We start from the raw sequence: 23302 nt of genomic DNA, 5'->3' as shown, positions 1-23302 counted from the left end.
TGCGAAGCTCTTGAGGCGCGTAGCTCAGCTGGTTAGAGCACCACCTTGACATGGTGGGGGTCGTTGGTTCGAGTCCAATCGCGCCTACCAAAATACGTAAGTAAGACGGTAGGCGTTACTCAAGTAACGTTGAAGCAGAAACCCGGTAGATCACAGATCTCCCGGGTTTTTTGCTTTTCGGGTCGGTTTGTGTTGCCCGGCTTGGAGGGCGGTGCTGGCGGCGCGGATGTAACGAAGCGTGCAGTGCCGCAGCCATGTTCTGCTCCTGTGCTCCAATGCGGCCATCGTCATGGATGTCCCCGCGTTTTTGAGCCCGACCGATGAGTGCTTCTGACAGTGCTTTTGTCACTCCCTCCTGCTTTGCCCAGCTCGATCAGCTGAGCTTGAAGGACATCATCCGTCTGCAGGCGCAGCTGGAGCAGGAGTTGAAGCGGCGCTTCGAGCGCTGCCTGGTGCTGCTGTTTTCGGACATGGTGGGCTCCACCTCGTATTTCCAGCGTTTCGGCGATGCCGCCGGGCGGCAGCTGCAACAGTTGCATCTGGACCTTCTGGAGGCGGCAGTCCTGGCCCACGATGGGCGCATCGTCGACACCGCCGGGGACGGCGCCTTTGTGGTTTTTGAGGACTGCGGCCGCGCGCTGCGGGCCATCCAGCAAGTGCAGGTGCAGCTCAGCGAACAAAACCTCAGCCGCGCGCGCTCGCATCAGTTGCAGCTGCGCATGGGTCTGCACTGGGGGCGGGTGCTCAGCGATGGGCAGTCGGTGTCTGGTGATGCCGTCAATTTCTGCGCGCGCGTGGTGGCCTCGGCCGAGCCCGGTGAGGTGCGCCTGAGCCGCGAGGCCTTTCAAGAGTTGCCGGCCGCCTGGCGCGTGCAATGCCGGCCGCTGGCGCCGGTGCTGCTCAAGGATGTGGCGGCGGCGGTCGAGCTGATGGCCTTTGATTGGCGCGATCGCAGCCAGTTCCCGACCCATGTCCTGATCGGAGATGCCAAGGAAGCACAGGCCTTGCCCTTGCTGGACATCATCAGCTTCGGCCGCCTGCGCGAACATGAGGGTGTGCCGGCCAATGATGTGGTGCTCTCGCATGCCGATCCCATGCAGGCGCTGCAGATCAGCCGCTGGCATTTCGAACTGCGCCGCGGCGCCCAGGGCATGGTCTTGCGGGCCTTGTCCGACAGTGCCACCTTGGTCGATGGCCAGCCGGCACCCAAGGGCCGCGACGTGCCGGTCCGTGTCGGTTGCCGCATCGATGTGGCCAATGCCTTGAGCCTGCGTCTGCTGGCGCCGCTGCCTTGTCACGCGGCCGATGCCGACCAAACCCTGGTCAGCATGAGCCGCATGCGCCTGGATTTGTCGGCGGTGGCGGCGGCCGGGCCGCTTACGGGGGAAATCCCCGCCGGAGCACGTCGCGCGGGCTCCTAGAATATTGCTGCACCTGCACAACACCCTGTGCCGGTCGGACAAGGAGCATTCATGGTGACGGCCCGCAGAGGCAGCAAGACAGCAGCAGCCGGCTCGGCTCCCGAGGCCGGCGGCGAGCGCGAAGCGCAAGCGCCCGCCGTGCGCGTGCTCAAGAAATACCCCAACCGCCGTCTCTACGACACCCAGACCAGCAGCTACATCACTCTGGCCGATGTGAAGAAGATGGTGCTGGACGGCCAGGCCTTCGAGGTGCGCGACGCCAAGACCGCCGAAGACCTGACCCGCAGCATCCTGCTGCAGATCATTCTGGAAGAAGAAACCGGCGGCGTGCCCATGTTCAGCACGAATGCGCTGGAGCAGATCATCCGCTTTTACGGCCATGCCATGCAGGGCGTGATGGGCGACTATCTCGAAAAGAACGTCCAGACCTTCACGGCTTTGCAGAGCAAGTTCGCCGAGCAAAGCCAGGGCCTGGCTTTCAGCCCCGAGCTCTGGACCCAGTTCCTCGGCGCCCAGGCGCCGGTGATGCAGAACCTGATGGGCGGCTATGTCGAACAGAGCAAGAACCTGATCGAACAGATGCAGGAGCAGCTCAAGCAGGCCGGAGCGATGTTCCCGGTGATGCCAGGCATGCCCGGAATGCCGGGATTTGGCGGCAAGAAGTAGGGCGCTTGGCGCCCCGGAGGCGCCTGCAAGGCCGGGCTCAGGCAAAATCCGGGGATGAGCGAAACCATCACCCCCAGCCCAGCAGCCGTCGCCGCGGGCGCTGCCCCCAAGATCGGCTTTGTGTCCTTGGGTTGCCCCAAGGCCTTGACCGATTCGGAACTGATCCTCACCCAGCTGCGGGCCGAGGGCTATGAAACCTCCAAGACCTTTGCCGGCGCCGACCTGGTGATCGTCAACACCTGCGGCTTCATCGACGATGCCGTCAAGGAAAGCCTGGACACCATCGGTGAAGCCCTGGCCGAAAACGGCAAGGTCATCGTCACCGGCTGCCTGGGCGCCAAGGCCGGCGCCAGCAGCAGCGATGCCGGCAGCCTGGTGCGCGAAATGCATCCCAGCGTGCTGGCCGTGACCGGCCCGCATGCCACGCAAGAGGTGATGGATGCGGTGCACACCCATGTGCCCAAGCCGCACGATCCCTTCATCGATCTGGTGCCTGAGTCGCGCGGCATTGCCGGCATCAAGCTGACGCCCAAGCATTACGCCTATCTGAAGATCAGCGAGGGCTGCAACCACCGCTGCACCTTCTGCATCATTCCGAGCATGCGCGGCGATCTGGTCTCGCGCCCGGTCGGCGATGTGCTGAACGAGGCGCGGGCGCTGTTCGAGTCGGGCGTCAAGGAGTTGTTGGTGGTCAGCCAGGACACCAGCGCCTACGGCGTGGACGTCAAGTACCGCACTGGTTTCTGGGACGGCAAGCCGGTCAAGACCCGCATGCTGGACCTGGTCGCGCAAATGGGCGAGCTGGCCAAGCAGTACGGCGCCTGGGTGCGCCTGCACTATGTCTATCCCTATCCGCATGTGGACGAGGTGCTGCCGCTGATGGCCGAAAGCTTGATCCTGCCTTACCTCGATGTGCCGCTGCAGCATGCTCACCCCGATGTGCTCAAGCGCATGAAGCGCCCGGCCAGCGGCGAAAAGAATATGGAGCGCATCCTGCGGTGGCGCGAAACCTGCCCGGACATCGTCATCCGCTCGACCTTCATCGCCGGCTTCCCTGGTGAGACCGAAGAGGAATTCCAGTACCTGCTGGATTTCATGAGCGAGGCCCGCATCGACCGCGCCGGCTGCTTTGCCTACTCGCCGGTGACCGGCGCCACGGCCAATGAGCTGCCCGGTGCGTTGCCGCTTGAGGTGCGTGAAGAGCGTCGTGCACGCTTCATGCAGATCGCCGAAGCGGTGTCCATCGACAAGCTGCGGGCCCGTGTCGGCGCCACCATGCAGGTGCTGGTCGATTCCGCGCCGGCTCTCGGCCGCAAGGGCGGTGTCGGCCGCACATACGCCGATGCGCCCGAGATCGACGGCACCGTGCGCCTGTTGCCGCCGGAGAAGGCCAGCAAGACGCTCAAGGTGGGCGAGTTCACCCGCGCGCGCATCGTCGCGGTGGAGGGCCATGACCTGATCGGCATGCCGATCTGAGCCCGGTTCGATCTGAGTCAGAATCAAAGCGGGCTTCGGCTCGCTTTGTTTTCTTCAGCGCCTCTTCAGGACCCCCTCGTGAGCAAACACGCCCCCGCCCCAGACCTCGCATTGGCCACCCAGCAGATCCACCATCCCTACCAGGCGCCCGAGGGCTGGGCTGCGCATCCGGTGGGTGTGTTCAAGGCATCCACGGTGCTGTTCAAGAACACCGCCGATCTGCACCAATACCGCCCGCGTGACGGCAAGAGCTACCGCTACGGCCTGCACGGCACGCCGACCAGCTACACGCTGGGGGCGCGTATCGCCGGCCTCGAGGGCGCCGAGCACTGCCTGCTGGTGCCCAGCGGTTTGGCGGCCGTCACCCTGGTGTCGCTGAGCTTTTTGCGGCCGGGCGACGAGGTGCTGGTGCCGGACAATGTCTATGGACAAAACCGTTACTTGAGCGAATCGCTGCTGCCACAGTTCGGCATCCAGCATCACTTTTACGACCCGCTCGATGTGGCGGGTTTCAGCGCCCTGATCAGCGAGAGGACCAAGCTGGTCTGGCTGGAAGCGGCGGGCTCCATCACCCTGGAGTTTCCCGATCTGATCGGCCTGCTGCGGGTCTGCCGTGAGCGGGGTATCACCACGGTGCTGGACAACACCTGGGGCGCGGGTGTCGCCTTCAAGGCCTTTGATTTGCTGCCGGACAGCGAGCCGGGCTTGGGTGTGGACATCTCCATGCACGCGCTGACCAAATACCCCTCGGGTGGCGCCGATGTGCTGATGGGTTCGGTCTGTACCCGCGACCTGGCCTTGCATGAGCGCATGAACTACATGCACGAGCACCTGGGCTACGGTCTGGGGCAGAACGATGTGGAGCTGGTGCTGCGCAGTCTGCCGACGCTGGAACTGCGCTACCGCGCCCAGGATGCGACCACGCGTGCGCTGGCCGCATGGATGCAGGCCCAGCCAGCGGTGGCTCAGGTGCTGCACCCGGCCTTGCCGGGCTCGCCGGGGCATGCGCATTGGCGCGAGGTCAGCAGTGGCGGGGCGGCTTGTTTGTTCTCGGTGGTGTTCCAGCCTCGGTACAGCGCGGCCCAGGTCGATGCCTTTGTCGATGCGCTGCAGTTCTTCGGCATCGGCTACTCGTGGGCCGGCCCCATGAGTCTGGCCGTGCCCTACAACATGAGCCGCAGCCGTTCGCTGGGCTTGCCCTACCGCGAAGGGCATCTGGTGCGATTTGCCATCGGCCTGGAGGCTGAGGCCGACTTGCGCGCCGATCTGGCGCAGGCGCTGGAGGTCTTGAAAGACTGAGGGAGGCGGCTTCAGCTGCGCGACTTGGTCGCGTGGCGCATCAGCTGTCCCTTTTAGCGAAAAGGGCAGCGAGTCGCTACGCGCCTCAGCCCCGCGACTTTGTCGCGTGTCTCATGAGCTGCCCTTTTTCTCGTTCCCAATCGCGCTTTTTCTCGGTGTCGCGCTTGTCGTGCTCGGCCTTGCCCTTGGCCAGGCCGATCTCGGCTTTGACGAAACTGCCTTTGTAGTGCAGGTTCAGTGGCACCAGGGTGAAGCCGCGCTGTTCCACCTTGCCGATCAGGCGTCGGATGTCGCCCTTGCTCATCAAGAGCTTGCGGGTCCGGTCGGCCAGGGGGCTGACATGGGTGGAGGCGGTGCGCAGCGGGTTGATGCGGCAGCCAATCAGGAACAGCTCGCCGTTCTTGATCAGCACATAGCCATCGGTCAGCTGCACCTGTCCGGCGCGTATGGCCTTGACCTCCCAGCCTTCCAGCACGATGCCGCATTCATGCCGCTCGTCGATGAAGTAGTCAAAACGGGCTCGGCGGTTTTCGGCGATCGGGGCGCTGGACACGGCCGGCTTGGCCTTTGGGGGCGGGCGTGAACCGTGGTGGTGGGCAGAGGCAGCAGTGGACATGAAACTCGCTGGTGGGTGGGCGGCCGGGTCGGCTTGGGCGGGCCTGGGCGCGCCAATACAATTCCCCCATTGTATGAAGCGCTATGAAACACGTTAGGAAGTCTGTTCTGCTCTGGTACTCGCCGCGCGAGATGTATGACTTGGTGGTCGGTGTCGAGCGCTATCCCGAGTTCCTGCCCTGGTGCGAGCGCGCCGAGGTGCTGGAGCAGCAGGGCGATGCCATGACGGCCCGCCTGTCGCTGTCCTACGCCGGCGTGCGCCACGCCTTCACCACCCGCAACACCCACGAGACGGATCGCAGCGTCGGCATGACCCTGGTCGACGGCCCCTTCTCCTCGCTCGATGGGGTCTGGCATTTCCACCCCCTGCAAAAACCAGGCAGCGACAGCCCGGAGGCGGTGGCCTGCAAGATCGAGTTCGAGTTGCGCTACGCCTTCTCCAGCGCGGCGCTGGAGGCGGTGGTCAGCCCGGTGTTCGACCGCATTGCCAACACCTTTGTCGATCGCTTTGTGCAGCGCGCTGAAAGTGTCTATGGCCCTCGCTGAGCCGGTCGAAGGGCAACAGGCCTTGATCGCCGTGGAGCTGGTCTGGAGCCCGCAAGCGGGTGTCGTTCACCGCCTTGATCTGCGGCTGCCACTGGGTTGCACCCTGGGCCAAGCCTTGCAAGCCTGTGCTGAGTTTCAGCCCATGCAGGCGCGGCTGGCGGAGTTCAAGCTGGGTATCTGGGGGCGGCAGCAGCCGGCAGACACAGTCTTGCGTGATCGGGATCGCATCGAGGTCTACCGGCCCCTGACCGTGGACCCGAAGGAGGCGCGTCGGCAGCGCTACAAGGACCGAGGCGAGCGCATCGTCTCGCGCCATCGGCCGCTGGCGGGCAAGACCCGCCGTTGATCTCGCGAAAGGGGGGGCTGATTGCTCGTTGGGAGCCTCAGTTGCCGCCACAGTCGCTGGCCACGATGGCTCGGGTGCGCTGGATTTCTTCGGACCGTTGGCGGTCGTCAAGGATCACGTTTTCGCCTTGCGCGTTGCGTCGGCTGATGCGCATGCCTTCCTGCAGCATGCGCAGATTCTCCTGGGCCCGGCTGCAGTTCTCGCGCTTTTGCTCGGCGTAGCGGCGCTCTTGCTGCTTGTGTTTTTCGATGGCTTCGCGTTCCTGCTGCTTCTCGAGCTTTTCTTGCTCGCGCTGGCGCGCCTGTCGATCCAGTTCGGCCTTGCTGGGGGCGTTGGCCGAGGCTGCAGCGGCGGCGCTGGCGGCGGCTTCCGCCTTGCTGGCATAGGGCAGGACAAACACCGGCGGCGGTTTGTAGCCGGCCGGGCGCTGCAGGATGTCTTTGTCGGGTGTGCCGCTCGGCGGTGGCAGATCGCTGATTTGCATGCGGCCACTGGCATCGCGCCATTTCCATTGCGCGTGGGCGGGCAGGGCGCAGCACAGCAGGCACAGCGTGGAGAGGGCCAGAACCCACGCTGGACGCCGGGTTTGTGAGGCGCGTGGGGACAGGTGGGCGTGGTGGGCGAACCGGGGCGTTTGCATGGGCAAAGTGTAGCCCTGGGTCTGGTGAAACCGGGTTCGCAAAATTGCGTCAATTTGCGCAAATTCGGGTTGTCACAGCCCGGCGCGGGCAAGGCGGTGCCAGTCTTCCGTATAATGCCGCTTTGCGTCTGGAGCTTCCCTCATGCGCCTTTTAGGAAAAGCGCTCACCTTCGATGATGTTTTGTTGGTGCCAGCGTTCTCCCATGTGTTGCCTCGCGACACCTCTCTCGCCACCCGGCTGTCCCGCAATATCCATCTGAACCTGCCCCTGGTCTCTGCGGCCATGGACACGGTGACAGAAGCGCGTCTGGCCATCGCCATCGCGCAAGAGGGCGGCATCGGCATCGTTCACAAAAACCTCAGCGCCAAGCAGCAGGCCATCGAAGTGGCGCGCGTGAAGCGCTACGAATCGGGCATCGTGCTGGAGCCCTTCACCATCACCCCCTCGACCACGGTGCGCGAAGTGGTGGAGCTGCAGCGCCAACACGGCGTCTCGGGCTTCCCGGTGCTGGAGGGCAAGCGCGTCGTCGGCATTGTCACCGGCCGTGACGTGCGCTTCGAGACCCGCATGGATCTGGCGGTGCGCGAGATGATGACCCCGGCCGAGCGCCTGGTCACCGTCAAGGAAGGCGCGTCGCTGGAAGAGGCCAAGGGCTTGATGCACAAGCACAAGCTGGAGCGCGTGGTCGTCGTCAACGACGCCTTCGAGCTGCGCGGCCTGATGACCGTCAAGGACATCACCAAGCAGACCAGTTTCCCCAATGCCGCCCGCGATGCCCAAGGCAAGCTGCGCGTCGGTGCTGCCGTCGGTTTCGGCGACGACACCGAAGAGCGCGTGGCCATGCTGGTCAAGGCCGGTGTGGACGCCCTGATCGTCGACACCGCCCACGGCCACAGCGCTGGCGTGCTGGAGCGTGTGCGCTGGGTCAAGCAGAACTTCCCCGGCGTGGACGTGATCGGCGGCAATATCGCCACCGGCGCAGCAGCGCTGGCCCTGGTGGAAGCCGGTGCCGACGGCGTCAAGGTTGGTATCGGCCCTGGCTCCATCTGCACCACCCGCATCGTGGCTGGCGTGGGCGTGCCCCAGATCACCGCCATCGACAACGTCGCCACCGCCCTGCGTGGCACCGGCGTGCCGGTGATCGCCGACGGCGGCGTGCGCTTCTCGGGCGACCTGGCCAAGGCCATCGCCGCGGGCGCCGACTGCGTGATGATGGGCGGCGCCTTTGCCGGCACCGAGGAAGCCCCGGGCGACCTGATCCTGTACCAGGGCCGCTCCTACAAGAGCTACCGCGGCATGGGCTCCATGGGTGCGATGGCCAAGGGTTCGGCCGATCGCTACTTCCAGGACACCTCGGCCAACAACCCCAACACCTCCAAGCTGGTGCCGGAAGGCATCGAAGGTCAGGTGCCGTACAAGGGTTCGGTGGTGCAGGTCATCTTCCAGATGGCCGGCGGCCTGAAGGCTTCGATGCACTACTGCGGTTGTGCCACGATTGCCGACATGCAGAACAAGGCGGAATTCGTGGAGATCACCTCGGCCGGCATGCGCGAAAGCCATGTCCACGATGTGCAGATCACCAAGGAAGCACCGAACTACCGTTCCGAGTGAGGCGGGTCGAAGTCCCGCCGCCGGCGCCAAGGCCTCAGGGCAAGGCCCGGCGCCGGTGAACTTCAAGAAAGGGGCCGCGGCCCCTTTCTTCGTATGCGGCTTCAAGCCGCGAGAGCTAGCCAACTAGCAAGCAAGGACATCGATTGAGCGAGCGAGTGATGACAGAAGGCAGCGGTCAAGCAGCAGGCGGCAAGGGCCGCTCGGCCGGCATGGGCTTCATCCTGATTGCCGTGCTGATCGACATGATCTCCATCGGCCTGATCATCCCCGTGCTGCCGCCGCTGGTGGGCACCTTCACCCACAACCCGTCCGAGCACACCCTGGCGCAGCTGGCTGTGGCCTTTGCTTTCGGTATTGCCAATTTCTTTGGTTCGCCCATTCTGGGTGGTCTGTCGGACCGCTACGGCCGCCGCCGCGTCATGCTGATCGGCTTCTCGGGCCTGGCGCTGAGCTTCTTCGTCACCGCCATGGCCGATGCGCTGTGGATGTTGATCGTGGTGCGTCTGTTCTCGGGCGCCATGCAGGCCAATGCCGCCGTGGCCAATGCCTATGTGGCCGACATCACGCCGCCGGCCGAGCGCGCCAAGCGCTTCGGCATGCTGGGCGCGGCCTTCGGTATGGGCTTCATCCTGGGCCCGGTGCTGGGTGGCCTGCTCGGTGACATCAATCTGCACCTGCCTTTCTATGTGGCCGGGAGCATGGCGGTGCTGAACTGGATGTATGGCTTCTTCGTGCTGCCCGAGTCGCTGCAGCCCGAGAACCGCCGCACCTTTGACTGGCGCCGTGCCAACCCCTTTAAGTCCTTGAGCCGTGTGCGCGATCTGCAAGGCGTGGGCCCCCTGGTCTATGTGCTGGCGCTTAGCGGCCTGGCGCAGATGATTCTCCAAAGCAGCTGGGTCATGTACACCACCTACAAATTCGGCTGGGGACCCAAGGACAACGGCCTGTCCCTGTTTGCCGTCGGTGTGATGGCGGTGCTGGTGCAGGGGGTGCTGCTCAAACACATCCTCAAACGGGTGTCGGCCGCGCGCCTGGTGCTGCTGGGCCTGGCTTCGGCCGTGTTGACCAACACCATCTGGGGCCTGTCCAGCGCCGGCTGGATGATGTATGCGGCCATTGGCGTGGGTGTGCTCAGTTATGCCGCCGGTCCGGCTTTGCAAAGCCAGATTTCCAATGCCGCCGATGCCCGCAACCAGGGTGAGACCATGGGTGCCATCTCCTCGCTGAACAGCCTGATGGCTGTGATCGCGCCGGTGCTGGGCCTGGGCCTGATCTACCTGGTCAGCGAGCTGCCCAAGGGCGATTGGCGCATTGGCGCCCCGTTCTACTTCTGCGCCGCGCTGCAGGCGCTGTCCCTGTTCTTCGCCTGGCGGCACTTTGCCCAGCTGCCTCAGCAAGCGCCTGGCGCCGACGCCGCACCGGCCGCCCCCGCCGGCCCCTGAATTCAGAATCCAGACAGAGAGTGAAAGCCCGACCATGCATGACAAAGTCCTGATCCTCGATTTCGGCTCCCAGGTGACCCAGCTGATCGCGCGCCGCGTGCGCGAGGCGGCGGTGTTCTGCGAAATCCACCCCAACGATGTTTCGGACGAGTTCATCCGCAGCTTCGCGCCCAAGGCCATCATCTTGTCGGGCAGCCATGCCTCGACTTATGAGGACCACGAGCTGCGCGCACCGCAGGCCGTCTGGGACCTGGGCGTGCCGGTGCTGGGCATCTGTTATGGCATGCAGACCATGGCGGTGCAGCTGGGCGGCAAGGTCGAGTGGAGCGACCATCGCGAGTTCGGATACGCCGAAGTGCGCGCCCATGGCCACACCAAGCTGCTGGACGGCATCCAGGACCATGCCACGCTGGAAGGTCATGGCATGCTCAAGGTCTGGATGAGCCATGGCGACAAGGTCACCGCCATGCCGCCGGGCTTCAAGCTGATGGCCTCCACGCCCAGCTGCCCCATCGCCGGCATGGCCAACGAGGAGAAGGGCTATTACGCCGTGCAGTTCCACCCCGAGGTGACGCACACCGTCAAGGGCCAGGAAATACTGACCCGCTTCGTGCGCGACATCGCCGGTTGCAAGGGCGACTGGATCATGGGTGACTACATCGAAGAAGCCGTGGCCAAGATCCGCGAGCAGGTCGGCGATGAAGAAGTCATCCTCGGCTTGTCCGGTGGCGTCGATTCCTCGGTCGCCGCCGCCCTGATCCACCGCGCCATCGGTGACCAGCTGACCTGCGTCTTCGTGGACCACGGCCTGCTGCGCCTGAGCGAAGGCGATATGGTCATGGACATGTTCGCCGGCAAGCTGCACGCCAAGGTCATCCGCGTGGACGCCAGCGAGCTCTTCCTGGGCCAGCTGGCCGGTGTGACCGACCCCGAGAAAAAGCGCAAGATCATCGGCGGCCTGTTCGTCGATGTCTTCAAGGCCGAGGCCGCCAAGCTCAAGGCGGCCGATGCCGGCGCCAAAGGCGCCAAGTGGCTGGCCCAAGGCACCATCTACCCCGATGTGGTGGAAAGCGGTGGCACCAAGACCAAGAAGGCCACCACCATCAAGAGCCACCACAACGTCGGTGGCCTGCCCGAGCAACTGGGCCTGAAGCTGCTGGAGCCCCTGCGCGAGCTCTTCAAGGACGAGGTGCGCGCCCTGGGCGTGGCCCTGGGCCTGCCGCCCGAGATGGTCTACCGCCACCCCTTCCCGGGCCCCGGCCTGGGCGTGCGCATCCTGGGCGAGGTGAAGAAGGAGTACGCCGACCTGCTGCGCCGTGCCGACGCCATCTTCATCGAAGAGCTGCGCAATACCAAGGATGAAGCCACGGGCAAGAGCTGGTACGAGCTGACCAGCCAGGCCTTCACGGTGTTCTTGCCGGTCAAGAGCGTGGGCGTGATGGGCGACGGCCGCACCTATGACTACGTCGTGGCCCTGCGCGCCGTGCAGACCAGCGACTTCATGACCGCCGACTGGGCCGAGCTGCCTTACAGCCTGCTCAAGCGCACCTCGGGCCGCATCATCAACGAAGTGCGCGGCATCAACCGCGTCACCTACGATGTGTCCAGCAAGCCGCCGGCAACGATCGAGTGGGAATGATCTCTCAGGTCTTGAACCCCAGGTTCAAGCCATGAGTGAAAGCAAAAGGCGGCCCGCAAGGCCGCCTTTTTTTGTTTCAAGCCAGCGGCGCTGGAGGCTCAGAAGAAGCCAAGAGCATTGGGCGAGTAGCTGACCAGCAGGTTCTTGGTCTGTTGGTAATGGTCCAGCATGGCCTTGTGGGTTTCGCGGCCGATGCCGGATTCCTTGTAGCCGCCGAAGGCCGCGTGCGCCGGATAGGCGTGATAGCAATTGGTCCAGACCCGGCCGGCCTGGATGGCGCGGCCCATGCGGTAGGCGCGGCTGCCGTCGCGTGTCCAGACGCCGGCGCCCAGGCCGTAAGGCGTGTCATTGGCGATCTGCAGGGCCTCGGCCTCGTCCTTGAAGGTGGCCACGGCCAGCACGGGGCCGAAGATTTCCTCGCGGAACACGCGCATATTGTTCGTGCCCTTGAACAGCGTGGGCTCGATGTAATAGCCGCCTGCCAACTCGCCCGACATCTGCTTGCGGCCGCCGCCGATCAGCAGCTGCGCACCTTCCTGCTTGCCCACTTCCAGGTAGGACATGATCTTGTCCATCTGCAGGGCCGAGGCCTGGGCGCCCATCATGGTGTCGGTGTCCAGCGGGCTGCCTTGCTTGATGGCGGCCACGCGCTTGAGTGCGCGTTCGATGAAGCGGTCGTAGATCGACTCCTGGATCAGCGCCCGGCTCGGGCAGGTGCAGACCTCGCCCTGGTTGAAGGCGAACAGCACCAGGCCTTCGATCGCTTTGTCGAGGAAGGCGTCGTCCTGCGCCATCACATCGTCGAAGAAGACATTGGGGCTCTTGCCACCCAGCTCCAGCGTGGCCGGGATCAGGTTGCTGGCCGCCGCCTGCGCAATCACGCGGCCGGTGGCGGTGGAGCCGGTGAAGGCAATCTTGGCAATGCGCTTGCTGGTGGCCAGCGGCATGCCGGCCTCGCGGCCATAGCCGTTGACGATGTTGAGCACGCCGGGCGGCAGCAGGTCGGCGATCAGCTCGGTCAGCACCAGGATGCTGATCGGTGTCGATTCCGCCGGCTTGAGCACCACGCAGTTGCCCGCGCCCAGGGCCGGCGCCAGCTTCCAGGCCGCCATCAGGATGGGAAAGTTCCAGGGGATGATTTGCCCGACCACGCCCAGCGGTTCGTGGAAATGGTAGGCCACGGTGTGGTCGTCGATCTGGCTCAGCGCGCCTTCCTGCGCGCGCAGGCATCCGGCGAAGTAACGGAAATGGTCGGCGGCAAGCGGGATGTCGGCATTGAGCGTTTCGCGGATGGGCTTGCCGTTGTCCACGGTCTCGGCATAGGCCAGCAATTCGAGATTGGCCTCGATGCGATCGGCGATCTTGAGCAGGATGTTGGCGCGGGTGGCGGCATTGGTGGCGGCCCACTGGGCCGTGGCGGCATGGGCGGCGTCCAGGGCCAGCTCGATGTCCTCGGCGGTGGAGCGGGCGGCGCGGGTGTAGACCTGGCCACTGATGGGGGTGACGACGTCGAAGTACTCGCCCTTGACCGGCGGCACGAAGCGGCCCCCGATGAAGTTGTCGTACTGCGCTTTGTAGGCGAGTGTGGCGCCGGGGGTGTTGGGGCTGGCGTAAAGCATGTCGGTCTCCGTGTGTTGTGTTGGGGTCTCAAGGTCTGGGCCCGCTCCCTCTCCATCCCAGGTGCTGAGTTGCGGGGTTGGAGGCAAGCAGGCCAGCCGCAGGGTTTGTTGCACGGAGCGTGCCAAGGCTTTGGTTTGCTCGGAACTTGAGCGCAAGGGGCAGCTGCTGCGCGGGGCGAGACGGCTGGCCGCCTGGCTTGGCCGCGCACCGTGTCGCCCCACTGTCACGAAAGAGGACAGGTGGCCGCCTGGCATGGCACAGCAGTCCAGCTGCTTGTGCTGGAAGCGGGCAAAACCAGCTCAAGGGCTTGGCAAGCGCCATGAGCCTGTTAAGGTCGCGCTGCGGCTCGGGTGCCAACACCTGCGCCGCGTCCGATTCAGAGCCCGTTCACAAGGGCCGATCACGGAGACACACGCGATGACTGCTGCAAATGCCTTGATGAGCTTGCGCACGCCGCCCAGCCGCCTGCGACAGGCGCGCCGGCAGCTGCTGGAAACCGGCGAGCTGGGCGCCGGCTTGCTCGATGCCCGACTCCATGCCAGCTGGCAGCGCAGCCGGGCCTATGGTCTGGCGCCCGAGGGGCGGCCGCAGGGGGTGCCGCATGCGTCGGCCGCCCAGCTGGCGCGGGCCCTGGAGCAGCGCCGCGCCTTGCTGGCCCAGGCCCGGCCGGTGATGGAGTTTGTGGCCGAGCAGGTGAGGGCCAGCGACAGCCTGGTCATCCTGGCCGACCCGCAAGGCATGCTGCTGCACGCGTTGGGCGACGATGGCTTTGCCGACAAGGCCGCACGGGTGGCCTTGCGGCCCGGCGCCGTCTGGCTGGAACAGTGGCGAGGCACCAATGCGATCGGCACGGCGCTGGCCGATGGCCGGCCGGTCGTCATCAACGGCGCCGAGCATTATCTGGAGCGCAATGGGTTCCTGACTTGCGCCGCTGCGCCCATCGTCGACCCCAGCGGCGCCCTGCTTGGGGTGCTGGACATCTCGGGCGACCGCCGTGGCTACCACCCCCACACCCTGGGCCTGGCCCGCTCGGCCGCGCGCATGATCGAGCACCAGCTTTTTGTGGCGCGTCACGGCGGCGGCCTGGTGCTGCGCCTGCACAGCCGGCCCGAGGGGCTGGACACGGTCACCGAGGGCTTGCTGGCCCTGGCCGATGACGGCCTCATCCTCGGCGCCAACGGCCTGGGCCTCGAGTGGCTGGGCCTGGCGCCCAGTGCCCTCGGTCGCTGCACGGTGGAGGCGGCGCTGGGGCTGCGCATGCAGGAGCTGCTGGCCGATGTGCATGGAGCGCATGGCTCGCAGCCTCGGCGCCTGCAGCGGGTGGACGGCAGCTTGATCTACGGGCGGCTCGATGGCGCCCGGCCCCAGCAGCCCCGCCCACGCGTGGCGCCGCCGGCTGCTACGGCCTTACTCACGACGGCGCCGCCAGCGTCTGCGCCAGCCCCGGATGCACTGAGCGCGCTCGACACCGGTGACGCGGCCGTGCACAAGCTGATCGAGCGGGCGCGTCGCGTGCTGGCCAAGCCGATTGCCTTGCTCTTGCAGGGCGAGTCGGGTGTCGGCAAGGAGTTGCTGGCGCGGGCCTGCCACCAGAGCGGGCCGCGGCGCGCCGGGCCGTTTGTGGCCATCAACTGCGCGGCGCTGCCCGAACATCTGATCGAGGCGGAGCTGTTCGGCCACCGGCCGGGTGCCTTCACCGGGGCGCTCAAGGATGGGGCGCCAGGGCTGCTGCGCCAGGCGCATGGGGGCACGCTCTTCCTCGATGAGATCGGTGACATGCCGCTGGCGCTGCAGGCGCGGCTGCTGCGGGTCTTGCAGGAGCGCCAGGTCTCGCCGCTGGGCGGTGGGCAGCCGGTGGCGGTGGACTTTGCGCTGATCTGCGCCAGCCACCGGCGCCTGCGCGAGGAGGTGGACGCGCAGCGCTTCCGCGAGGATTTGTACTACCGCATCAACGGGCTCAGCCTGCAACTGCCGCCGCTGCGGGAGCGCAGCGATTTCGCGGCCCTGGTGCAGCGCCTGCTGACCGAGGCGGAGCCGAGCTGCAGTGTGAGCGTAGAGCCCGATGTGTTGGCGCTGCTCGCCCGCCATCGCTGGCCTGGCAATCTGCGCCAGCTGGCCAATGTGCTGCGCACCTGCTGCGCGCTGCTCGATGCCGACGAGGCACAGATTGGCTGGAGCCACCTGCCCGACGACATGGCCGAAGAGTTGCAAGCCCTGGCGCGGGCTGAGCACGTCCAGCCGGAGCAGGAGCAGGAGAAGAAGGAGGAGGCGCCGCTAGAGCTGGACCTGCGCCAGGCCTCCAGCCGCTGTGTTCAACAGGCCCTGGCCTTGGCCCAGGGCAACCGCAGCGAAGCGGCGCGCCGGCTGGGTGTCAGCCGCAACACCCTGTACCGCAAGATGCGCGAGGCGGGGCTGGATGATCGGCTGGACGCGCGGCTGGATGGGCGTCTGAATGCGCGGCTGCATGGGCAGCTCGATTAGGCTGGTGGCTTCTGGAGCTTTTGTTTTCCGCAGGAGGCGGTTTCTCGATGCGCGCAGCGTTCAGCATTCTGGGTTTGGTGATCACCTTGGCGGTGGTCTTGTTCATGGTCAAGCAGCAGGCGCATTCTTTGCAGCCTCCGGCGGCGTCGGGCAGCCCAGCAGCATCCGCCGCCGGGCTCGCTTCATCGGCCCCTGGCGCTGTGCAGGCCGGCACCGTGCGCCCGGAGGCGGTGCGCCAGGAGCTGCAACAGTTGGTGGACCAGGCCGCAGCGCGCGCCTCCGAGGCTCAACCCTGAGTGGCACCGGCGCTGGCAAGGCGAGCAAGGGATTTCCCGGAGCGGGGCAGGGCGCTTGTTACACTGCGCCGGGCCGACCATGTCTGAAATCCTCCTCTCCTCTTCCTCGCCCGCCGCTGCGGTTTCCGCCGCCGATGAATACGCCATGCGCATCGCGCTGGATCAGGCCCATAACGCCTGGCTTGCAGGGGAGGTGCCGGTCGGCGCGGTGCTGATGCGCGCCGGCCAGGTGATCGCCACCGGCTACAACCGGCCCATCACCACCCACGACCCCACGGCCCACGCCGAGATCGTGGCCTTGCGCCACGCCGCCACCTTGCTGGGCAACTACCGCCTGCCCGAATGCGAGCTGTTTGTGACACTGGAGCCTTGCGCCATGTGTGCCATGGCCATGATGCATGCCCGGCTCAAGCGGGTGGTGTTCGCCGCCCACGATCCCAAGACCGGCGTGGCCGGTTCGGTGCTGGACTTGTTTGCCCAGCCCCAGCTGAACCACCACACCTGCATCCAGGGCGGGGTGCTGGCCGAGGCCTCGTCCAAGCTGCTGCGCGAGTTTTTCGCGCAGCGCCGTGACGCCGCCCGGCAGCGCCGCGCCGCCGCGCGTGCTGTGGCCGGCGACAGCGATTTGCCCGATGCCATCCCGACCGGCGACGTGACCCATCTCGATCTTTCTTCGTCTTCTGAACCCTCACCGGAATCCCAGCCATGAGCGCAAGCCCGAGTCTGACCCTCTACACCCCCGCCGGCGTGCTGGCCCATGCCGCACCACTCAAGCGCGCGGCCAAGCGCCTGGAGAAGCTGGGCTTTGCGGTCAGCGTTGACGAAGACGCCCTGGCCCGCCATCAGCGATTTGGCGGCGATGACGCCACCCGCCTGGCGGCCCTGCATCGTGTGGCCAGCGCGGCGCCCAGCGTGGCCTTGGCCACCCGCGGCGGCTACGGACTGACCCGTTTGCTCGACCGGATCGATTGGAAGCTGCTGGCGCGCAGCGTGGAGCAGGGCACGCGCTGGGTGGGTTACAGCGACATCACCGCGCTGCAGATGGGTTTGCTGGCCCATGCCAAGGCACAGAGCTGGGCCGGCCCCTTGGCCTGCGGTGATTTCGGCCGCAGCAAGGACGAGGGCGGCGTGGACGATGTGACCCAGGACTGCTTCGTCGAGGCCATGGACGGCCTGCTCGAAGCCGTGGGCTTCCGCACCGAGAAGGGCTTTGACGGCCTGGGCCTCAAGGGCCAGCTCTGGGGTGGCAATCTCTGTGTGCTGAGCTCGCTGCTGGGCACGCCGCATTTCCCGCGCATCAAGGGCGGCGTGCTCTTCTTGGAAGATGTGGGCGAGCATCCCTATCGCGTCGAGCGCATGCTGCTGCAGCTGCAGCAGGCGGGTGTGCTGGACGCGCAGAAGGCCGTGCTGCTGGGTGAATTCAGCGCCTGGAAGAAGTCGCCGCTGGACCGCGGCTACACGCTCAAGCATGCGATTGAAGCGGTGCGTTCGCGCACCAAGACGCCGATCCTCACGGGTCTGCCTTTCGGTCATGTCGACACCAAGGTCTGCCTGCCGGTTGGCGCCAAGGTGGAACTGGTGGTGGAAGGCCGCGATGTGATGATGGGTTGGCAAGGGGATCCCAAACACCGTCATGCGGATGAGGATCATGCGCATTCGCATTGAGTCACCAAGCGGCAGCCATCTAGCGTCGGAAGAGCCGTCCGTGCCGGCTGGCGCGAGACATGAAGTGGCACCCCTGAAACGGAGCCATTTCGAGTGAGAGTGATGGCCTCGGTGCGTGTCCTTGTGCTCTCGCCGTTAGGTCTCTGTGTTCCGTGTCTCTGTGCCCGGGCCAGATGAGGGCCGTGGTGCGAATCGACAGACGGTGTCGCGAGCGCAAACCGCTATTCCTGCGGGATGTGTACTTGTTTCACAACTTTGCCTTTCCTCACGATCGAATCAGCGTAAACCCTGATTCGATGGGTGATGGGATTTGACTCGATACCACTAAAATACCAGTAAGGCCTGCGGCTCGTCGAAGATCAAAGCCTGGCGCGGGCTTCGGGTGTCATGCTCTTGTCAGCTCCTGGGGTAATCCCCACGGCTTCGGGGCTTTGGAACTCGTTTATGATCGCAGGCGCTTGTGTAGATGTCCGACTCCGCCTGACGCGGCTTCGGGTAGATGCCGAGCTCAAGCCCGCGGTCGCAAGCTGACGGGCATTTTTGTTGTAGGTGGTGCCGCAAGTGCCGATAGAGAGAATCGATCTGCCTTTGTCGGGTGGTGACGGTTCAGAAATTGGCAGACTGCGGGACCCGAACGTTCGAGACGGGCGCTGCGCAGGGGTGATGAACCCACGTGTCTTGATGAAAGAAATTCGCAGTCTTAAGAAGGAGCGCGCATGAACTTTGCGCAGGATAAGCAAGGCTCGTCACGCTTCACGGGTATTGGCATCGTGGTCTTGATCCACGTGTTGATCGCGTGGGCGTTGGCAAGTGGACTGGCCCGGAAAGCCATTGAGGCGGTCAAGGGTCCCATCGAGACCAAGGTGATTGAAGAGAAGGTCAAGCCGCCGCCGGAGCCTGAAAAGGTTGTTCCGCCGCCGCCGGACCTGAAGGCGCCTCCGCCGCCCTTCATCCCGCCGCCGGAATTCCAGGTGACCGCGCCCGCTCCGCCGGCACCGGCCATTGCGTCGACTCAGGTGGCGCCTCCGGCAGCTCAGCCGGTTCGCCCGGCGCCGCCGCCGGCTCCGGCTGCTGCCCCGGCCCCGGCCCCGGTTCGCACGGGCCCCAAGACCGCTGGCATGGTTTGCACCAAGATGGGCAAGCCGGAAGTGCCGTCGGTGAACTGGAGCGGTGAGGCTTTGTACAAGGTCACCGCTACGGTCAAGTCGGGTCGTGTGGCCAGCATCGAAGTGCAAAGCCTGCGCCCGGGCGTGGATCGCAAGGCTCAGCGCGCCATCATTGCGGCCATCGAGGAAACGCTGCGCGACACTTACGAGTGCCCCGGCGACCACGTGTTCGAGCAGGAATTCCAGTTCCGCATCGAATAAAGCCGCGACAGGCTAGAGTTCTGCAAGACCCAACACTGGGGCAGGGTAGTGCCCGGCTCCATTTCTCTCAAACCGATTTCGATTTCATTCGCAGGAGTTGACTCCATGATTTCTCGTATTTCCGGCCTGTTCGCCGCCATCGCCTTTGCTGCGGCAATGGCTGTTTCGCCTGTGCAAGCTCAAGAAGCGGCTGCTTCCGCTGCTGCTCCCACTGAGGCTGTCGCTCCTGCTGCTGAAGCTGCCCCCGTGGCGCAAGCCGCTGCCAAGCCTGCAGACAACCCCTACGGCCTGCAAGCCATGCTGGCTCACGGCGACATGGTGTCCAAGGGCGTTCTGGCCCTGCTGCTGATCATGTCCATGGGCAGCTGGTACATCCTGATCACCAAGCTGTGGGACACCCAAAAGCTGGCCAACGAAGCCAAGGACGTGCGCGCCACCTTCTTCAAGAAGGCCAGCCTGGCCGAAGGCGTCAAGAGCCTGAAGGAAGCCAGCGCTTTCCGCTACATCGCCGCCAACGCGATCGAGGCTTCGGAGCACCATGAAGGCGCCCTGACCGAGAACATCGACCACAACACCTGGGTCTCGACCAACATCGAGCGCTCGGTGGCTGAAGTGCAAAGCCGCGTGCAAACCGGTCTGGGCTTCCTGGCGACCGTGGGTTCGACCTCTCCCTTCATCGGTCTGTTCGGTACCGTGTGGGGTATTCTGCAAGCCCTGACCGCCATCGGCGTTGCTGGCCAAGCATCCATCGACAAGGTGGCCGGTCCTGTGGGTGAAGCGCTGATCATGACTGCCATCGGTCTGGGCGTCGCTGTGCCGGCCGTGCTGGGTTACAACTGGCTGGTGAACCGCAACAAGTCGGTGATGGGCCAAGTTCGTGCTTTCGCAGGTGACCTGCACGGCGTCCTGATGGGCAACCGTCAAGTTGCCAAGCGCTAATCAGCGCTGACCCGGAGAACCCATCATGGGAATGAACGTCGGATCTTCTTCCGGCGATGATGAAGTGGTCTCAACCATCAACACCACGCCCCTCGTGGACGTGATGTTGGTGCTGTTGATCATCTTCCTCATCACCATCCCGGCGGTGGTCAGCACGGTCAAGGTTGAGCTTCCTAAGGAAACCAACGTCGTCCGCGTGACCAAGCCGGAGAACATTGATATCTCGGTCACCAAGAACGGCGAGATCTACTGGAACACGACTCTGGTGCCTGATGTCGATGCCTTGGTGCAGCGTCTGGGCAAGGTGGCGGTTCTGAATCCGCAGCCTGAGGTGCATGTCCGTGGCGATGACAAGTCGCGCTACGAGTCCGTGGGCCGTGTGGTTTATGCCTGCCAGCGTGCCGGCATCATGAAAGTCAGCTTCGTCACCGAGCCGCCTGCGCGCGGTGGTTGAAGCGAGGAGCGAATAGCATGGGAATGAATGTAGGTAGCTCCTCCGGTGGCGACGAGCCCGAAGTCATGATGGACGTCAACACCACGCCCTTGATCGACGTGATGTTGGTGTTGATCGTGATGCTGATCATCACGATCCCGATCCAATTGCATTCGGTGAATCTGGATATGCCTCCGCCTGCTCCGCCGATCGAGAATCCGAAAGAGCCGGTGATTCACACGGTGTTGATTGACTTTGATGGCAAGGTGTATTGGGATGAAAACGAAATGCCCAATCACCAGGCCGTAGAAGCGAAGCTGGCTGAAGTTGCTGCTGAGGCAGACCAAGCCGAAGTGCACATCAAGCCCAACAAGCTGGCCGAGTACGGCGCTGTCGCAGCCGTCATGGCTTCCGCTCAGCGACTGGGTGTCAAGAAGATGGGCATGGTCGGCAACGAACAGTACGTCAAGTGAGACGGCGCAAGCCGTGAACTGAGACGACAAAAGAACAGCGCGCCGTCCGTCAAGGGCGGCGCGTTTTTTTTCGCAAAGAGGGTAGAAGACGATGAAGATCAGGACATTGGCCTCGGTCGCTATTGGCGCCATGGCGTTTGTGTTGGGCAACGCCCCCCAAGGCGAACTGGGCTTGGTGCAAGCCCATGCTCAGGCTGAGGGTGTGCGTCCTCAGGTGGGCAAGGCGCTGAAAGATGCCGTCGCCTTGATCAAGTCCGGCAAGTACAAGGACGCCCTGGCCAAGGTGCACGAGGCTGAAGCTGTCAGTGGCCGCAACGCCACCGAGAACTACAACATCGAAGCGATGCGCATGGCTGCTGCTTCGGGCGCTGGCGACACCGATTCCATGGTCAAGGCTTTTGAAGCCTTGAAGGCCAGCGGCAAGCTGTCGGGCGCCGAGCAGCTGCGCTACATCGAATCGATCGCGGGCACCTATCTGCGCAACAAGGACAACGCCCGCGCTCTGACCTGGGCGCAGCGCTACTTCAAGGAAGGCGGCAACAGCCCCACCATGAAGCAGGTCCTGACCTCGGCGCAGTTCAATTCCGGCGACATGGGTTCCATCATCAAGGACACCGAGGCCGAGATTGCTGCCGATGAGAAGGCGGGTCGTACGCCTTCGCAGGACAAGCTGAACCTCTTGCTGAGTGCTGCCATCCGTCAGAAGGATGGCAACGCCGAGCAATTGGCCATCGCCAAACTGCTGAACTACTACCCGCGCAAGGAACTGTGGACGCAGGTGTTGGGCGCGCTTCAGAGCAAGAAGGGTTTCTCGGATCGCTTCACCCTGGATGTTTACCGCCTCAAGCTGGCCACCGGCAACCTGAAGGATGCCAACGACTACATGGAAATGGCTCAGTTGGCGGCTCAGGCTGGCTATCCCGAGGAAGGTAAGGCGGTCGTGGACAAGGGCTTTGCGGCCAATGTCCTGGGCCAGGGCAAAGAAGGTGAGCGGCACAAGCGCCTGAACGACCTGATGGTCAAGCGCATCGGCGAAGCCAAGGCTGCTCTGCCCGAGGTCGAAAAGACCGCTCAGGCTGCCAAGGACGGCAACGCCCTGGTATCCCTGGGTCTGGCCACGGCTTTCCGCGGCGATGCGGCCAAGGGCGTCAAGTACATCGAGCAGGGCATCGAGAAGGGCAATCTGGCTCGTCCGGATGATGCCAAGCTCTACCTGGGCCTGGCCCAGTCCATGGCCGGTGATGCATCCAAGGCGCAGGCCACCTGGCGTTCGGTCAAGGGTACGGACGGCTCAGCCGATCTGGCTCGTCTGTGGGGCATCCACAGCCGCAGCGCCAAGCGCTGATTGAGCATGTGTTGACTCGCTTTCGCTCAGGTCAGACTTCGGTTGCTTGAGCGAGAGCAGAGACCAGAAAAAGGGCCCTGGCTTTGCGCCAGGGCCCTTTTTTGTTTGAGGCGCGCCGGACGGTTGCAGCGCGATGCCGTCGAATGAACGAATTACTTCGGTGCCAGACGGATGGCACCGTCCAGGCGAATCACTTCGCCGTTCAGCATCTCATTGGTGATGATCTGGTGCACCAGCTTGGCGTAGTCGGCGGGCGTGCCCAGGCGCGAAGGGAAGGGCACGCCGGCGGCCAGTGCGTCCTGGACCTCTTGCGGCATGCCGAAGAGCATGGGCGTGCCAAAGATGCCGGGAGCAATGGTCATGTTGCGGATGCCGTTGCGGGCCAGGTCGCGGGCGATGGGCAGGGTCATGCCGACCACGCCGCCCTTGGATGCCGCGTAGGCGGCTTGGCCGATCTGGCCGTCGTAGGCCGCGACCGAGGCGGTCGAGATCAGCACGCCGCGTTCGCCTGTGGGTTCAGGGTCGTTCTTGCTCATGGCCTCGGCGGCCAGGCGGATCATGTTGAAGCTGCCGATCAGATTGACCGTGATGGTCTTGCTGAACAAGGCCAGGGCGTGGGCGCCGTCCTTGCCGACGGTCTTGGCGGCCGGGGCGATTCCGGCGCAGTTGATCAGGCCGAAGAGCTTGCCCAGGCTCAGGGCCTTGGCGACCACGGCCTGGCCGTCGGCTTCCAGGCTGACGTCGGCCTTGACGAAGGCGCCGCCCAGTTCGGCCGCGACGGCCTCGCCGCGCTCGACCTGCAGGTCAGCGATCACGACCTTGGCGCCGTGCGCCGTCAGCATGCGTGCCGTGCCTTCACCGAGGCCCGAAGCGCCGCCGGTGACGATGAATACCTTGCCTGCGATGTCCATGTTCAATCCTTTGAAAGAAGGGTTGGTTGACGTTGACGTAAACGTCAATTATTGGTCAAAAGAAAGCCGC

Annotated in this window: 22 protein-coding genes and 1 tRNA gene; 19 read left to right on the top strand and 4 right to left on the bottom strand. The window is 64.7% G+C overall.

Annotated features, from left to right (window positions below):
* Positions 1-13 precede the first annotated feature (13 nt).
* From C1O66_RS06930 to C1O66_RS06910, 5 genes are all read left to right on the top strand, one after another.
* Positions 14-90 (top strand) — tRNA-Val (locus C1O66_RS06930).
* A 230-nt stretch (positions 91-320) separates the two neighbouring features.
* Positions 321-1421: an adenylate/guanylate cyclase domain-containing protein gene (locus tag C1O66_RS06925; protein ID WP_102767209.1), complete on the top strand. Its 1101-nt coding sequence runs from the start codon at positions 321-323 to the stop codon at positions 1419-1421.
* A 51-nt stretch (positions 1422-1472) separates the two neighbouring features.
* Complete coding sequence (gene phaR / locus C1O66_RS06920; RefSeq protein WP_102767208.1) at positions 1473-2087, top strand: polyhydroxyalkanoate synthesis repressor PhaR; 615 nt, start codon at positions 1473-1475, stop codon at positions 2085-2087.
* A gap of 54 nt (positions 2088-2141) precedes the next feature.
* The gene (gene rimO, locus C1O66_RS06915; RefSeq protein WP_102767207.1) at positions 2142-3563 is read left to right on the top strand and encodes a 30S ribosomal protein S12 methylthiotransferase RimO; all 1422 of its coding nucleotides are present in this window, start codon (positions 2142-2144) and stop codon (positions 3561-3563) included.
* Positions 3564-3641: 78 nt separating this feature from the next.
* On the top strand, positions 3642-4862 hold the full coding sequence (locus C1O66_RS06910; RefSeq protein ID WP_102767206.1) for a PLP-dependent transferase: 1221 nt from the start codon (positions 3642-3644) through the stop codon (positions 4860-4862).
* 85 nt (positions 4863-4947) lie between these two features.
* Here the strand turns inward: C1O66_RS06910 and smpB are convergent, their stop codons facing one another.
* Positions 4948-5478 carry an SsrA-binding protein SmpB gene (smpB, locus tag C1O66_RS06905; RefSeq protein ID WP_102767205.1) on the bottom strand — a complete coding sequence of 177 codons (531 nt, stop codon included), beginning with the start codon at positions 5476-5478 and terminating at the stop codon, positions 4948-4950.
* Between the two features lie 83 nt (positions 5479-5561).
* On the opposite strand from smpB, the gene C1O66_RS06900 reads away from it, so the two are divergent.
* Together C1O66_RS06900 and C1O66_RS06895 are read left to right on the top strand one after the other, a co-directional pair.
* Positions 5562-6023: a type II toxin-antitoxin system RatA family toxin gene (locus C1O66_RS06900; RefSeq protein WP_102767204.1), complete on the top strand. Its 462-nt coding sequence runs from the start codon at positions 5562-5564 to the stop codon at positions 6021-6023.
* A complete protein-coding gene (locus C1O66_RS06895; protein WP_102767203.1) occupies positions 6010-6369 on the top strand; it encodes an RnfH family protein in 360 nt (119 codons plus the stop codon). The genes C1O66_RS06900 and C1O66_RS06895 overlap by 14 nt, the downstream gene beginning before the upstream one ends.
* Before the next feature lie 37 nt (positions 6370-6406).
* Here the strand turns inward: C1O66_RS06895 and C1O66_RS06890 are convergent, their stop codons facing one another.
* Positions 6407-7009, bottom strand: coding sequence for a DUF4124 domain-containing protein (locus tag C1O66_RS06890; RefSeq protein ID WP_102767202.1), 603 nt, complete (start codon positions 7007-7009; stop codon positions 6407-6409).
* Between the two features lie 142 nt (positions 7010-7151).
* On the opposite strand from C1O66_RS06890, the gene guaB reads away from it, so the two are divergent.
* The 3 genes from guaB to guaA all read left to right on the top strand — a co-directional run bounded on the left by guaB (position 7152) and on the right by guaA (position 11702).
* On the top strand, positions 7152-8621 hold the full coding sequence (guaB, locus tag C1O66_RS06885) for an IMP dehydrogenase (protein WP_102767201.1): 1470 nt from the start codon (positions 7152-7154) through the stop codon (positions 8619-8621).
* A gap of 158 nt (positions 8622-8779) precedes the next feature.
* Positions 8780-10063 (top strand): MFS transporter, encoded by a 1284-nt coding sequence (locus C1O66_RS06880; protein WP_207795913.1) that lies wholly within the window; start codon positions 8780-8782, stop codon positions 10061-10063.
* A gap of 34 nt (positions 10064-10097) precedes the next feature.
* Positions 10098-11702: a glutamine-hydrolyzing GMP synthase gene (gene guaA / locus C1O66_RS06875; protein ID WP_102769510.1), complete on the top strand. Its 1605-nt coding sequence runs from the start codon at positions 10098-10100 to the stop codon at positions 11700-11702.
* Positions 11703-11800: 98 nt separating this feature from the next.
* Here the strand turns inward: guaA and exaC are convergent, their stop codons facing one another.
* The gene (exaC, locus tag C1O66_RS06870; protein ID WP_102767200.1) at positions 11801-13321 is read right to left on the bottom strand and encodes an acetaldehyde dehydrogenase ExaC; all 1521 of its coding nucleotides are present in this window, start codon (positions 13319-13321) and stop codon (positions 11801-11803) included.
* Between the two features lie 418 nt (positions 13322-13739).
* On the opposite strand from exaC, the gene C1O66_RS06865 reads away from it, so the two are divergent.
* The 9 genes from C1O66_RS06865 to C1O66_RS06825 all read left to right on the top strand — a co-directional run bounded on the left by C1O66_RS06865 (position 13740) and on the right by C1O66_RS06825 (position 22321).
* Positions 13740-15803 carry a sigma-54-dependent Fis family transcriptional regulator gene (locus C1O66_RS06865; RefSeq protein WP_102767199.1) on the top strand — a complete coding sequence of 688 codons (2064 nt, stop codon included), beginning with the start codon at positions 13740-13742 and terminating at the stop codon, positions 15801-15803.
* Between the two features lie 47 nt (positions 15804-15850).
* Positions 15851-16099 carry a hypothetical protein gene (locus C1O66_RS06860; protein WP_102767198.1) on the top strand — a complete coding sequence of 83 codons (249 nt, stop codon included), beginning with the start codon at positions 15851-15853 and terminating at the stop codon, positions 16097-16099.
* Between the two features lie 79 nt (positions 16100-16178).
* A complete protein-coding gene (gene tadA, locus C1O66_RS06855) occupies positions 16179-16808 on the top strand; it encodes a tRNA adenosine(34) deaminase TadA (RefSeq protein ID WP_102767197.1) in 630 nt (209 codons plus the stop codon).
* Positions 16805-17764, top strand: coding sequence for an LD-carboxypeptidase (locus C1O66_RS06850; RefSeq protein WP_102767196.1), 960 nt, complete (start codon positions 16805-16807; stop codon positions 17762-17764). Before tadA ends, C1O66_RS06850 begins: the two co-directional genes overlap by 4 nt.
* A gap of 716 nt (positions 17765-18480) precedes the next feature.
* Complete coding sequence (locus tag C1O66_RS24570) at positions 18481-19131, top strand: hypothetical protein (protein ID WP_102767195.1); 651 nt, start codon at positions 18481-18483, stop codon at positions 19129-19131.
* A 105-nt stretch (positions 19132-19236) separates the two neighbouring features.
* Positions 19237-20070 (top strand): MotA/TolQ/ExbB proton channel family protein, encoded by an 834-nt coding sequence (locus tag C1O66_RS06840; protein ID WP_102767194.1) that lies wholly within the window; start codon positions 19237-19239, stop codon positions 20068-20070.
* A 25-nt stretch (positions 20071-20095) separates the two neighbouring features.
* Positions 20096-20524, top strand: coding sequence for an ExbD/TolR family protein (locus C1O66_RS06835; protein WP_102767193.1), 429 nt, complete (start codon positions 20096-20098; stop codon positions 20522-20524).
* A gap of 17 nt (positions 20525-20541) precedes the next feature.
* Positions 20542-20976, top strand: coding sequence for an ExbD/TolR family protein (locus tag C1O66_RS06830; RefSeq protein WP_207795912.1), 435 nt, complete (start codon positions 20542-20544; stop codon positions 20974-20976).
* A gap of 91 nt (positions 20977-21067) precedes the next feature.
* Positions 21068-22321 carry a hypothetical protein gene (locus tag C1O66_RS06825; RefSeq protein ID WP_133155121.1) on the top strand — a complete coding sequence of 418 codons (1254 nt, stop codon included), beginning with the start codon at positions 21068-21070 and terminating at the stop codon, positions 22319-22321.
* A gap of 152 nt (positions 22322-22473) precedes the next feature.
* Here C1O66_RS06825 and C1O66_RS06820 read toward each other — a convergent pair whose 3' ends face one another.
* Positions 22474-23232 carry a 3-hydroxyacyl-CoA dehydrogenase gene (locus C1O66_RS06820; RefSeq protein WP_102767190.1) on the bottom strand — a complete coding sequence of 253 codons (759 nt, stop codon included), beginning with the start codon at positions 23230-23232 and terminating at the stop codon, positions 22474-22476.
* Between the last annotated feature and the right edge of the window lie 70 nt (positions 23233-23302).

Origin of the sequence: Paucibacter aquatile (genome assembly GCF_002885975.1) — a bacterium.
Lineage (GTDB): Bacteria > Pseudomonadota > Gammaproteobacteria > Burkholderiales > Burkholderiaceae_C > Paucibacter_A > Paucibacter_A aquatilis.
The sequence above is the reverse complement of the archived record's forward strand: the minus strand, read 5'-3'. Positions and strand labels throughout refer to the sequence as shown.